9 protein-coding genes are annotated in these 12,941 nt (G+C 65.7%); 3 read left to right on the top strand and 6 right to left on the bottom strand.

Translation table 11 applies throughout. The features are described 5' to 3' along the window. The first annotated feature begins 39 nt into the window (after nt 1-39). Nucleotides 40-1,236 carry a class I SAM-dependent rRNA methyltransferase gene (locus tag ACYUME_RS01720; protein WP_279888458.1) on the top strand — a complete coding sequence of 399 codons (1,197 nt, stop codon included), beginning with the start codon at nt 40-42 and terminating at the stop codon, nt 1,234-1,236. Nucleotides 1,237-1,510: 274 nt separating this feature from the next. Then, nucleotides 1,511-3,352, top strand: a complete 1,842-nt coding sequence (gene ilvD, locus ACYUME_RS01715; protein WP_460417910.1) for a dihydroxy-acid dehydratase — start codon at nt 1,511-1,513, stop codon at nt 3,350-3,352. A gap of 143 nt (nt 3,353-3,495) precedes the next feature. On the opposite strand, the gene ACYUME_RS01710 is transcribed toward ilvD, so the two are convergent. Continuing rightward, complete coding sequence (locus ACYUME_RS01710; protein ID WP_460417909.1) at nt 3,496-4,551, bottom strand: HAD family hydrolase; 1,056 nt, start codon at nt 4,549-4,551, stop codon at nt 3,496-3,498. 247 nt (nt 4,552-4,798) lie between these two features. Here ACYUME_RS01710 and ACYUME_RS01705 point away from each other — a divergent pair, with 247 nt between their 5' ends. Beyond that, nucleotides 4,799-6,190: an L-cystine transporter gene (locus ACYUME_RS01705; protein ID WP_279888461.1), complete on the top strand. Its 1,392-nt coding sequence runs from the start codon at nt 4,799-4,801 to the stop codon at nt 6,188-6,190. A gap of 66 nt (nt 6,191-6,256) precedes the next feature. Here ACYUME_RS01705 and ACYUME_RS01700 read toward each other — a convergent pair whose 3' ends face one another. The 5 genes from ACYUME_RS01700 to ACYUME_RS01680 form a co-directional block, all read right to left on the bottom strand. Continuing rightward, the gene (locus ACYUME_RS01700; RefSeq protein ID WP_460417908.1) at nt 6,257-8,647 is read right to left on the bottom strand and encodes a TonB-dependent siderophore receptor; all 2,391 of its coding nucleotides are present in this window, start codon (nt 8,645-8,647) and stop codon (nt 6,257-6,259) included. Nucleotides 8,648-8,761: 114 nt separating this feature from the next. Continuing rightward, entirely contained in the window at nt 8,762-9,745 is a 984-nt protein-coding gene (locus tag ACYUME_RS01695; protein WP_279888463.1) for a FecR family protein, read from the bottom strand. Beyond that, nucleotides 9,742-10,275 (bottom strand): RNA polymerase sigma factor, encoded by a 534-nt coding sequence (locus tag ACYUME_RS01690; RefSeq protein ID WP_279888464.1) that lies wholly within the window; start codon nt 10,273-10,275, stop codon nt 9,742-9,744. Before ACYUME_RS01690 ends, ACYUME_RS01695 begins: the two co-directional genes overlap by 4 nt. A 96-nt stretch (nt 10,276-10,371) precedes the next feature. Then, a complete protein-coding gene (locus ACYUME_RS01685) occupies nt 10,372-11,394 on the bottom strand; it encodes a DUF5924 family protein (RefSeq protein WP_279888465.1) in 1,023 nt (340 codons plus the stop codon). A 122-nt stretch (nt 11,395-11,516) separates the two neighbouring features. Next, nucleotides 11,517-12,923, bottom strand: a complete 1,407-nt coding sequence (locus tag ACYUME_RS01680) for a M16 family metallopeptidase (RefSeq protein ID WP_279887662.1) — start codon at nt 12,921-12,923, stop codon at nt 11,517-11,519. Nucleotides 12,924-12,941: the final 18 nt, after the last annotated feature.

The following is a 12,941-nucleotide window of genomic DNA, read 5'->3' as shown; positions in this document are numbered from 1 at the left end:
AACGCGGTATACTCCCGCTCTTTTTCCCGGAGCGACGTCATGTCCCTGCCCAGCCTTCGTCTCAAAGCCAACGCCGACCGCCGCCTGCGCGCCGGCCACCTGTGGGTCTACAGCAATGAAGTCGACGTCGCCGCGACCCCGCTGCAGGGCCTGAAGGCCGGCCAGCAGGCCATTCTCGAAGCCGCCAACGGCAAGCCCCTGGGCGTTGTGGCCATGAGCCCGAACAACCTGATCTGCGCCCGCCTGCTGTCGCGCGATGCCAAGCTGCCGCTGGACAAGTCGCTGCTGGTGCACCGCCTGAACGTCGCCCTGTCGCTGCGCGAGCGCCTGTTCGACCAGCCGTGCTACCGCCTGGTCTACGGCGACTCCGACCTGCTGCCGGGCCTGGTGGTCGACCGCTTCTTCGACATCCTCGTGGTGCAGCTGGCCTCGGCCACCATGGAAGCGCACAAGGACGACGTCATCGCCGCCCTGGTCCAGGTCCTGAAGCCAAGCGGCATCCTGTTCAAGAACGACTCCGCCGCCCGTGACGCCGAAGGCCTCGGCCGCTATGTCGAGACCGTCTACGGCGAAGTCCCGGACTGGGTCGCGCTGGAAGAGAACGGCGTGAAGTTCGAAGCCCCTGTCCGCGAAGGCCAGAAGACCGGCTGGTTCTACGACCACCGCATGAATCGCGCGCGCCTGGCGCCGTACGTCAAGGGCAAGCGTGTGCTCGACCTGTTCAGCTACATCGGTGGCTGGGGCGTGCAGGCCGGCGCGTTCGGCGCCAGCGAAGTGTTCTGCGTGGACGCCTCGGGCTTCGCCCTGGACGGTGTCGAGCGCAACGCCGCGCTGAACGGCATCAGCGACAAGCTGACCTGCATCGAAGGTGACGTGTTCGAGGCCCTGCGCGAGCTGAAAGCTGCCGAAGAGCGCTTCGACGTGATCATTGCCGACCCGCCCGCCTTCATCAAGCGCAAGAAGGACCTGAAGAACGGCGAGGCCGCCTACCGCCGGCTCAACGAACAGGCCATGCGCATGCTGAGCAAGGACGGCATCCTGGTCAGCGCCTCGTGCTCGATGCACCTGCCCGAGGACGACCTGCACAACATCCTGCTGACCAGCGCCCGCCACCTGGACCGCAACCTGCAACTGCTCGAACGCGGCGGCCAGGGCCCGGACCACCCGGTACACCCGGCCATCGCCGAGACCCGCTACATCAAGAGCATCACCTGCCGGTTGCTGCCAAACAGCTGATCTCTGCCAAAAAGGGCCGCCCAGCGGCCCTTTCCTGCCGCAATCCCCCCACGAACCCTGCACATCTGCATTCCCTCACCACGCCAGCGGTGTAGAATCGGCCTATTCATCGCCAGACATCCCCGGCGGGTTTATGAGCTCTGGTCGAGCCTGCGGCGATCCCGCGCGGTCCTTCGATCCCCATCCGTGCCTGTGGCAACCGGCCTTCGGCGTATTTAGGACAAGAGAAGCTCACTCCCTTTTTGTGACGTGATTTAGCCGCCAGGAGCGCTCCATGCCTGATTATCGTTCCAAGACCTCCACCCAAGGCCGCAACATGGCCGGCGCCCGCGCCCTGTGGCGCGCCACCGGGATGAAGGACGAAGACTTCAAGAAACCGATCATCGCCATCGCCAACTCGTTCACCCAGTTCGTCCCGGGCCACGTGCACCTGAAGGACCTGGGCCAGCTGGTCGCCCGCGAGATCGAGCGCGCCGGGGGCGTGGCCAAGGAATTCAACACCATCGCCGTGGACGACGGCATCGCCATGGGCCACGACGGCATGCTGTACTCGCTGCCCAGCCGCGAGATCATCGCCGACGCCGTCGAGTACATGGTCAACGCCCACTGCGCCGACGCCATCGTCTGCATCTCCAACTGCGACAAGATCACCCCCGGCATGCTGATGGCCGCCCTGCGCCTGAACATCCCGGTGATCTTCGTCTCCGGCGGCCCGATGGAAGCCGGCAAGACCAAGCTGGCCAGCCACGGCCTGGACCTGGTCGACGCCATGGTGATCGCCGCCGACTCCAGCGCCAGCGACGAGAAAGTCGCCGAGTACGAGCGTAGCGCCTGCCCGACCTGCGGTTCGTGCTCGGGCATGTTCACCGCCAACTCGATGAACTGCCTGACCGAAGCCCTGGGCCTGGCCCTGCCGGGCAACGGCTCGACCCTGGCCACCCACTCGGACCGCGAGCAGCTGTTCCTCACCGCCGGCCGTACCATCGTCGAGCTGTGCAAGCGCTACTACGGCGAGAACGACGAATCCGTGCTGCCGCGCAGCATCGCCAACTTCAAGGCGTTCGAGAACGCCATGATGCTCGACATCGCCATGGGCGGCTCGACCAACACCATCCTGCACCTGCTGGCCGCGGCCCAGGAGGCCGAGGTGGACTTCGACCTGCGCGACATCGATCGCCTGTCGCGCAAGGTGCCGCAGCTGTGCAAGGTGGCGCCGAACATCCAGAAGTACCACATGGAGGACGTGCACCGCGCCGGCGGCATCTTCAGCATCCTCGGCTCGCTGGCCCGTGGCGGCCTGCTGCACACCGACCTGCCGACCGTGCACAGCCCAAGCATGGAGGAAGCCATCGCCAAGTGGGACATCACCCAGACCGACGATGAAGCCGTGCATACCTTCTTCAAGGCAGGCCCGGCCGGCATCCCGACGCAGACCGCGTTCAGCCAGTCGACCCGCTGGGAAACCCTCGACGACGACCGCGAGAACGGCTGCATCCGCAGCTTCGAGCACGCCTACTCGCAAGAAGGCGGCCTGGCCGTGCTGTACGGCAACATCGCCCTGGACGGCTGCGTGGTGAAGACCGCCGGTGTGGATGAGTCGATCCATGTGTTCGAAGGCACCGCGAAGATCTTCGAGAGCCAGGACAGCGCGGTGCGCGGCATCCTCGCCGACGAAGTGAAGGCCGGCGACATCGTCATCATCCGCTACGAAGGCCCGAAAGGCGGCCCGGGCATGCAGGAGATGCTCTACCCGACCTCGTACCTGAAGTCCAAGGGCCTGGGCAAAGCCTGCGCCCTGCTCACCGACGGCCGCTTCTCCGGCGGTACCTCGGGCCTGTCGATCGGCCACGCCTCGCCGGAAGCCGCCGCAGGCGGTGCCATCGGCCTGGTGCGCGACGGCGACAAGGTGCTGATCGACATCCCCAACCGTTCGATCAACCTGCTGGTCAGCGACGAAGAGCTGGCCGCGCGTCGCGTCGAGCAGGACAAGAAAGGCTGGAAGCCGGTCGAAGTACGCCCACGCAAGGTGACCACCGCGCTGAAGGCCTACGCCCTGCTGGCCACCAGTGCCGACAAGGGTGCGGTGCGTAACAAGGCGATGCTCGACGGGCTGTGAGGCGCCGAAGGCAATAAAAAACCGGCGCCTGGTGCGCCGGTTTTTTTATACCTGTGCGGGCCCTTTCGCGGGTAAACCCGCTCCCACAGGGCAGTGAACATCCTGTGGGAGCGGGTTTACCCGCGAAGATGCCAGCACAAGACCTACTGGATCTGCTCTGGCGTGACGATCACCCAGTTCTTGTCCGCCGTCACCGGCAACCCTTCCTTGGCCTGGGCCGCCGCGTTCTTCGCGATCATCCCATTCAACTGGTCCATGTACTTGGCCTTGCGGTTTATCCACAGGTGGATGCCGCCCTTGCTCACATCGACGCCATGGAACTGCATGTAACCATCGCTGGTTGGCGTATCGCCCCCCACCAACACCGGCTTCTTCCACTCGTCGATATAGGTCAGGATGGCCGCCTGCTTGCCGGCCATCCAGGTCGCCGGGGTCCACAGGTACGGGGTCAGTTCCAGGCCTTCGTTGGCCTTGGGGTCATAGTGCCCGGCGCTGATCTGCTTGCGCGCGGTGGTCAACTGGCCCGTGGCGCGGTCCTTGAGCAGCAGGCTGACGCCAATCACGTTCTCGGGTTTGACGTTGTAGCCGTACTTGGGATCGGCGGCGACCATGCGCACCAGCTCTTCCGAGGCCGCCGAGATCACGTACACCTCGATGCCGTTCTCCATCAGCTTGTTGTAGAGCTCGGCCTGTCCAGTGAACACCTTCGGCGGCTGTACCTCGATGGTCTTGACCTGATCTCCCTCGAAGTAGGTGCTGGGAATCGGCTTGCCCGAGGCCATCAGCTCGTCGACCTGCTGCTTCAGCTCCTTGAGGGTGAAGCCCGAGAATACCTGGGCCACCCACGGGTAGCAGACCATGTCGTCGAGCTCGCACAGGCGGTAGTAGTAGCTGAACAGGCTCTCCTTGTGTTCGGCGGTGTCCTTGAACGGCATCAGCCTGAGCGACGGGTCGAGCTTGTCGCGGGTCAGCAGGCCCTTGTTTTCCATGAACGGCAGCAAGGCTTCCTCGAGGTCGAAGCGATAGCTGGTGTTGTCCATGTCGAACACCGCGTAGTTACCCTTGTTGGCGTTGGCGGCAATCATCGCATCGAGCTTCTGGGCCGCTTCGCTCGGCCAGTGCTTGAGTTCGGTGGCCGCCCAGCTGCCGGCACTGAGCAACAGGGCCAGGCCGCCGGCGAGCATTCTCGGAGCAGACATCATGTGCAGTTCTCCTATGGACGTGGCCGCTCAACCCTAGACCCGATCGATGACGAACAGGCATTCACGACCGACGCCGAGGCACCTGTAAACGTCATGTTCATTGCCAGCCACGACATGGCGTTATTCCATAAGCGACTATGCAAATTCCTTTTAGATATAAATTCGTTTGTTTTCAGGCTGTTAGCATTTCCGTTCGCAATCGCTCACAGAGGCGATGCCTCTTCCGCCTTTTCCTGGAGCTTCAATGAACCTGCCGCTGTCTCTCAACCTGCTGGCGTTCCTGGCCTTGCTGCTGGGCCTGGCGCAAACCCGCCGCACCGACTGGAGCCTGGCCAAGAAGGTCCTGCTGGGCCTGGTGCTGGGCGTGCTGTTCGGCCTGGTCCTGCACACGCTCTACGGCGCCGGCCATCCGGTGCTCAAGGCGACCATCGCCTGGCTCGACCTGGTCGGCAATGGCTACGTCGGCCTGCTGCAGATGATCGTCATGCCGCTGATCTTCGCCTCGATCCTCAGCGCCGTGGCCCGCCTGCACAACGCCTCGGCCCTGGGCCGGATCAGCGTGCTGAGCATCGGCACCCTGCTGCTGACCACCGCCATCGCCGCGCTGATCGGCATCGCCCTGACCAACCTGTTCGGCCTGAGCGCCGAGGGACTGGTCGCGGGCGCCCAGGAAAGCGCCCGCCTGCAGTCCATCCACAGCGACTACGCGGGCAAGGTCGCCGACCTCAACATCCCGCAGCTGCTGCTGTCGTTCATCCCCAGCAACCCGGTGGGCGACCTGGCCCGGGCCAAGCCGACCTCGATCATCAGCGTGGTGATCTTCGCCGTGTTCCTGGGCCTGGCCGCGCTGCAACTGATCAAGGACGACAAGGACAAGGGCGAGCGCGCGCTGTCGGCCATCGACGTGCTGCAAGCCTGGGTGATGCGCCTGGTGCGCCTGGTGATGAAACTCACCCCCTATGGCGTGCTGGCACTGATGACCAAGGTGGTGGCCAGCTCCAACCTCGAGGACATCCTCAAGCTGGGCAGCTTCGTGGTGGTGTCGTACATCGGCCTGGGCCTGATGTTCGTGGTCCACGGGGTGATCCTGGCACTGACCGGCGTCAGCCCGCTGCGCTTCTTCCGCAAGGTGTGGCCGGTGCTGACCTTCGCCTTCACCAGCCGCTCCAGCGCCGCCAGCATTCCGCTGAACATCGAGGCGCAGACCCAGCGCCTGGGCGTGCCGCAGTCGATCGCCAGCTTCAGCGCCTCGTTCGGCGCGACCATCGGCCAGAACGGCTGCGCCGGTCTGTACCCGGCCATGCTCGCGGTGATGGTCGCTCCGGCGGTGGGCATCGACACCTTCGACCCGCTGTGGATCGCCACCCTGGTGGCCATCGTCACCCTCAGCTCGGCCGGCGTGGCCGGCGTGGGCGGTGGCGCGACCTTCGCCGCGCTGATCGTGCTGCCGGCCATGGGCCTGCCGGTGGAGCTGGTGGCCTTGCTGATCTCGGTGGAGCCGCTGATCGACATGGGCCGCACGGCGCTGAACGTGAATGGGTCGATGACGGCGGGGGTGGTTACCAGCCAGTTGCTGAAAGAGACCGACAAGCGCGTGCTAACCAGTGATGAGCATGCCGAACTGAGCCACTCCTGACACTCATCGCGGGGCAAGCCCGCTCCCACGCCGTGGGAGCGGGCTTGCCCCGCGATGAGGCGGAACTCAATACGTCGCCCGCAGCTTCAACGTCAGGTTGCGCGGCTCGCCATAGAAGTTCGAGCCCCAGGCACTGTCCACGCGCTCGTAATAGACCCGGTCGAACAGGTTGTTGGCGGTCAGCGTCGCCGACAGGTGCTTGTTGAAGCGATAACCCACCTGCGCCGTGGCCACGCTGTAGCCGCCCTGGACGAAGTCCACGCCATTGCGCGTGTAGTAGGTGGAGCTGACCACCCGCACACCACCACCAACACTGAACCCTTCCAGCGGCCCATCGGCGAACGCATAGCGCGTCCACACATTGAAGTTGTGCTTGGGCGTGATGCTGATGCCCTGATAGTCGGCCTGGCGCCCCGACTCCAGGCGGGTGAAGGCGTAGCCGGTGCTGACGCTCCAGTTGTCGGTCAGGTTGCCGGACAGCTCGGTTTCCCAACCCTGGCTGCGCACCTTGGCCTGGGCTTCGTAGAACGGCGTCTGGCCGATCTGCTGGGCGCGGTTCTCGTCGTAGATGCGGAACACCGACACGCTGCCGTTCAGGCGGCCATCGAAGAATTCGCGCTTGAGCCCCAGCTCGTACTGCTTGCCTTCGCGTGGCGCGACCGTGCTGCTGCCGGCGGCGAGCTGGGTTTGCGGCTTGTAGACGGTGGTGTAGCTGGCATAGGCCGACAGCTCAGGGGTCAGCTTGGCGACCAGCGCTCCGTACGGGATCACCTTGCGCCGCACGCTGGTATGCGGATTGGAGAACTCGTTGAAGAACGGGTTGGCATTCTGGCCGTCGCTGTCGAACCAGATCACCCGGCTGCCGAGGATCACGTCCAGCCAGTCATTGGCGCTGATCTTGGTGCGCCCATACAGCCCGTACTGGTTCGACTTGGACGAGTTGCCGTTGACCATGTCGTAGTCGACCCTGGGAATGTCGATGCTGCCCGGGTCGAACACATTGATGTCGAAGTACTCCTGGCCGCCGTAGCGAAAATCCTTGTCCACATGCTGGTAGTCGGCGCCCACGGTGAGCTCGTGGGTACGCCCGAACGCCTCGAACGGCCGCGTCACGAAGCTGTCCAGGCCCAGGGTCTTGATATGGGTGTAGTAGTTGTAGGCCACCGCCGAACTGGCGCCGGTCTCGGGATTCACCGAACCGTCGGTCCAGGTGAAGTCGCGCGTCGGCGTCTCGGCGTCGCGATAGGTCAGCGAGGTCTTGAACTGGCCGCCGTCGTCCAGCGCATGGTCGACCTCGAAGAAGCTTTCCCAGACCCGCTCGTCCAGCTCGTTCCACTTGGCGTCGACGAAGGTCGAGCGCTTGACGTCGAGCAACTTGCCGCTGTCGTAGGCCGGCAGGCCGAACGCAGGCACCGACTTGTTGCGCTGGTAGGCGCCGCCCAGGGTCAGCGTGGTGGCCGGCGACAGGTCGTATTCCAGGCGCCCGTACATCATCGGGCGCTCGTTCTGGGCGTAATCGACGAATGCCTGGTTGTTCTCGTAGGCGGTGACGAAGCGCCCGCGCAGGCTGCCGTCGCTGTTGATCGGCCCGGTGACATCCACCGTGGAGTGGTAGCGGTCGTAGGTGCCCGCCGACAGCTCGCCGGACAAGGCGAACTGCCCCAGCGCCCGCTTGCGCACCAGGTTGATGGTGCCGCCCGGCTCGCCCGCGCCCTGGTACAGACCGGACGGCCCGCGCAGCACTTCGACACGGTCGTACATGGCCAGGTCGAATGCCGTGGCCATATCACCCTGGCCGGTGGGCTGGGTGACGCCATCGACCTGCACCATGTCGACCGGGAAGCCACGCATGTACACGTCATTGAGGTTGGAGCCGGTGTTGTAGCTCTTGATCGTGGTACCGGTCACCTGCCGCATGGCGTCCTGCAGGCTGTTCATGTTCTGGTCGTCCAGGCGCTGGCGGGTCATTACCGAGACCGACTGCGGGATGTCCTTGAGCTTCTGCTCGCCCTTGCCGATGGTCAGCGCACTGGTGGTGTAGGAACCCGTCCCCTCGGTAGTGGCACCCAGCTGCGTGCTGTCGATCTTCACCGCGCCCAGCTGCATGGAGGTATCGTCCGCCGCGCGCTGGCGCTCCAGGGTGACGCTGTCGCCATCGATGTAGGCCGCGCTCAGGCCGGTGCCCTGGAGCAGCCGGGCCAGTGCCTGCTCCTGTGGGTAACTGCCGCGCAGGCCCGACGAGCGCAGGCCTTGGGTGAACTCGCCCGGCACCAGTACCTGCAAGCGGGTGACCGCGCTGAACGCCGCCAAGGCCGAGTCCAGCGACTGCGCCGGGATGTCGAAACGGTAGACCTGCGCCTGCGCGGCCGCGATGGCCTGCCCAGGTCCGGCCAGGCTGGCGCTGCCCAGTGCGATGGCCAGGCCGAGCGCGGCCCGAGTGGCGGTGGTTTTCATCAATGGAGCTCCCCGAAATCGTCCAAGTCGTCGATGGGCGCGCACCGTCTGAGAGTGCTTATTATTTGCGCCTACGAATTCAAGGACGACGGCCCTGGGAAAATCCCCGAAACTTTTTCAACCTTCGCGCAGAACGCGCAAATAGGGGGTGAACTGCTGTGCCTGCACGCCCAGGGTGTGGCTCAGGGCCTTGAGCACGGCCTGCGGCTTGTCGATGTCGAACACCCCGGACACCTTGCGCTGACGCAGGGCATCGCCCAGCACCAGCGTCTGGCCAGGCCAATAGCGGTTCAGCTCGGCGACCACCTCCGCCAGCGGCTGCTGGCTGAATACCAGCTGTCGCTCGCGCCAGGCAAAAGCGCGGCTGGGCTCGAAGCCATGCACGGCACCAGGCCCTTTGGCCATGTATTCCACAGCCTGCCCCGGCTGGAGCTGCACCTCGGGGCCGCCGCCGACCCGCACCTCGACCTTGCCCTGGGCGAGCTGCACGCGGGTCTGCCCGTCGCCCTGAGCGACGCTGAAGCGAGTGCCCAGCACACGCACCTGACCCTCTCCTGAGCGCACCACGAAAGGTCGCGCGCTATCACGCGTCACCTCGAACCACGCCTCGCCGCGCAGCAGGCGCACACGCCGCTCGCCCGCCGTCAGCTCGACCTGCAGCGCGCTGTCGGTATTGAGCTGGATGCGCGAGCCGTCTTCGAGCTGCACGCTGCGTGATTCGCCCGTGGTGGTGGCATAGTCGGCGCGCCAACGGTCCAGCCAGGGCGTCTGGCTGACCAGCAGCCCCAGCATCACGACGGCCGCGGCCGCACTCGCCAGCCGCGGCCAGGCCCGGCGTCGGGGCGCTCGCCAGCTAGCCTGCTGCTGTTCACGCACCTGCCTGGCCGGTGCCTGCAGAGCCCCCAGCAGGCCAAGCACGTCTTGCCAGGCCTGCGCGTGCGCTATCCCCTGCGCCCGCCACACGGCGAACGCCTCCCGCTCGGCCGGGGTAACGTCCTCGGCTTGCAGGCGGTAGTACCAGGCCGTCGCCTCGGCGAACAGCTGGTCGCTGTCAGGGATATCGCTCATCGGGACAATCGCATTCTCGGGGTCGCGGCTCATGGGCGTGGCGTCCTTACCGTACCGGCCAGTTGCGCCTGGATGCTAGCCCGACACTCGAGCAGCGCGCGGCGCAGCTGGTATTCGACGCTGCGCGCGGTGATGTTCATGCGCTCGCCGATCTCGCGGTAGGTGCAACCGTCGACATGATAGAGCAGGAAGATTTGCCGGGTCGCCTCGGGCAGGGCCTGGATCGCCGCCTGCATCAAGGCCTGGTCCTGCTGCGCGGCCAGCTGGTCCTCGGCGCCGGGCGCGTCGCAGGCCAGCTCCTCGCTGGGCTCGCCAGCCTCCAGCCGCTCGCGGCGAATGGCCTGGCGCTGATGATCGCGAACCAGGTTGCTGGCGATGGTGAAGAGAAAGGCCGGCAGGTTGTCGATCTGCTTGTCCGCAGGCAACCGCGCCAGACGCAGGAACGACTCCTGGGTCAGGTCGGCGGCCACCTGGGTGTTGCCGGTGCGCCGCGCGACGAAGGCTTCGAGGGCCTTCTTGTGCTCGCTGAACAACCGGGCGATCTGCTTGTTCCACGACGACACGGCGCATCCTGGCTCAGAGTCTCAAGAGGCGTGCACGCTAGCAGAAGATGAGACATATTCGCAATTGTCACCTGCCACGCTCGGCGCTGCCCTCACTCACCCAGCCGCTGCATCCTCGACTACCTTGAAGCGCAGCACGCCAATCACCTGCCCGTCCTCGGTCAGCACCCGTACCTGCCACTTGCCCACCGGGTTCGTCGGGAAATTCTGCTTGTGGGTCCAGGCCCGGTAGCCTTCCTTGCGCCCACCGTGAATGTCCAGGGCGATGCGGTCCACCTCTTTGCCGTTCAGCTGCCAGACATGATAGATCCGCTCGTTCAGGCCACGAGGCGCGTTGATGGCGGTGTAGGCGTACAGGCCGCCGCTGCGGATGCGGCTGGCGGCCACCTCGTCCAGCGACGCGCCCGGCTGGCGGTTGAGCACTTCGGTGCTGATGGCCACATCGGTCATCCACAACGTGGCCGGTGGCACCCAGGAACGCAGCAACCAGCCGCCGCCGCCCACGGCCAGGGTCACCAGCACCAGCGCCGCGCCACGGCGCCAGTTGTTGATCGGAAAGCTGCTGGCCAGGCTCGGGAACGACAGCACCATCGCGGCGATCAGCGCCAGCCTGAAGCTCTGCGCGGTGGTCAGGTGCAGGATGATCGGCAGCGCCGTGAGCAACGCGGCGAACAGGGTCAGGGTATGCAGCGCGAGGAACAGCCAGCGCCGTGGCGCCAGCCACTTGTAGTACAGCGGGTCGACGATGGAGATCAGCCCGGCGGCGCCGAGCAGGCCGGTGAACACCAGCTGGCCGCTGTTCCAGGTGGTGGTGATGAAGAAGAACGGCAGGACAAAGAACAGGCTTTCCTGGTGGATCATCTGCGTCGCGTAACGCAGCAGCGGCTGTGGAATCTCACGCTTGAAGGTACGGGCGAAGAGGCCGGTGAGGGTGTTCTCCAGCATCAGCCAGACCCAGCTGACCAGCATCAGGATGGCGATCCAGCTGGCCAGGCCGGCCTGACGGTCGACCAGGATGAAGCTGCCGATCCCCGAGAGGAAACCGCCGAGCGCGATGATGCCAGGGTAGCGTTTGAGCAGTTCGATGATGCGCAGGATGAAGCTGGGGATCGGGGGCATGGGTTTACAACAGGAAAAGGCGTGTTCGAGGCGTCGTGGGAGCGGGCTTGCCCCGCGATGACTCCATCGCGGGGCAAGCCCGCTCCCACGCAGACGCTGTTGGCCGACAGGATACCGCCGAATCACGGCTCCCGTGTAGCACCACTGGGGCGTTTGGCCATCACCCGGCGCCGGCGGATCAGCCCCGCGGCGAGGATCAGCCCCAGCACCAGCGCCAGCAGCCCGTACAACTCGTCATAGCCGAGCAACGGCTGCTCGATGCGCAGGTACCCAGGTTCCTTGAGCAGTTCGCGCAACGCGGCGTCGGCCTGCTTGAGGCTGACCTGCCGCAGCTGCCGGACCGGATCGCTGAAACGCCCGTCCTCGTAGGCGTTGAGCGCCCCCCAGTAGTAGTCCGCCAGTGCCGCGTTGCCCTGGGTAGTCCAGCTCTCGCGAGCGATCGCCGCCTCCTTGACGCGGGCGAAGGTGTCCGGGTCCAGGCCGTGCTTGCGCAGGTGCTCGAACAGTTGCCCTAGGACTTTCAGCGCCTCGTCGACGTCCTGGCGCTCCAGATCGGCATTGAGGCTGAGCAGACCGCTGTCGCCGAAGCTTTCCCGTTGCACCGATGGGCCATAGGACAACCCATGACGCAGGCGCAGCTGATCGTAAAGCGCCCAGTCCAGGTAGCGCGACAGCAGCTCCAGGGTCTGGTCGTGGCCCTCCTCCAGTGTCGGCTCGATGAACAGCCAGTGCAGCTTGACGTTGTCGCCCAGCCAGCCGTGGGTCAGGTCACGACGCTGCTCGGCCTGCTGGCTGATGCTCTCGAGGTTGCGCCGCTCCTGCGGCTCGGTGGCGGGCAGCTCGCCGAAGGTGCGTTCCAGGTAGGCCGGCAGCAGGCGGTCCAGGCCGCCGACGACGATCAGCGACATGTTGTTGGCGGCGTACCAGTGCTCGCGCAGGTGCTGCACCTGCTCCAGGGTCATGTCGTCGAGGTTGGAGCGCTCCGGGCATTTGAGGCCCAGTTCGCTGGCCAGCTGGTCGCTGGCCGGGTGGCCGATGTCCTGGCGGTCGAGCCAGCGCTGCAGGCGACCGTAGTGGCCGCCATCCTCGCGCTCGATGATGGCCTTGGCGGTGGCCAGCGCCTTGGCGTCGATGCGCGTGTCGCGGATGATCGCCAGCAGCAGGTCGAGCACCTTGCGCTGGTTACGGGCCGGGGCCTCGATGACGAAGGTGGTGTCGGCGCCGCTGGTGTAGGCGTTCCACTCGCCGCCGAGGGCCTGCATGCGCTCTTCCAGGCCACCCTCGCCGGTGTCGTCGATACCACTGAACAGCAGGTGTTCGAGCAGGTGCGGCAGCTCGCGCTGGTCGCAGTCGAAATCGTCGAGACCGACCCCGACCACCAGGCGGATCGACACATGGTCGCGCTCGTAGCCGGACTTGAGGATCACCTGCAGGCCGTTGGGCAACAGGTACCCCTCCACCCGCGAGCGGTCGAGGGCCAATGTGGGCAGGCTGCAGATCAGCAGGCAAACGAACATCAGGCAACGCATGGGCGAGCTTCGGTCTCC

The organism is Pseudomonas sp. microsymbiont 2, from assembly GCF_054788395.1.
This window is presented reverse-complemented; position numbering and strand designations above follow the sequence as displayed.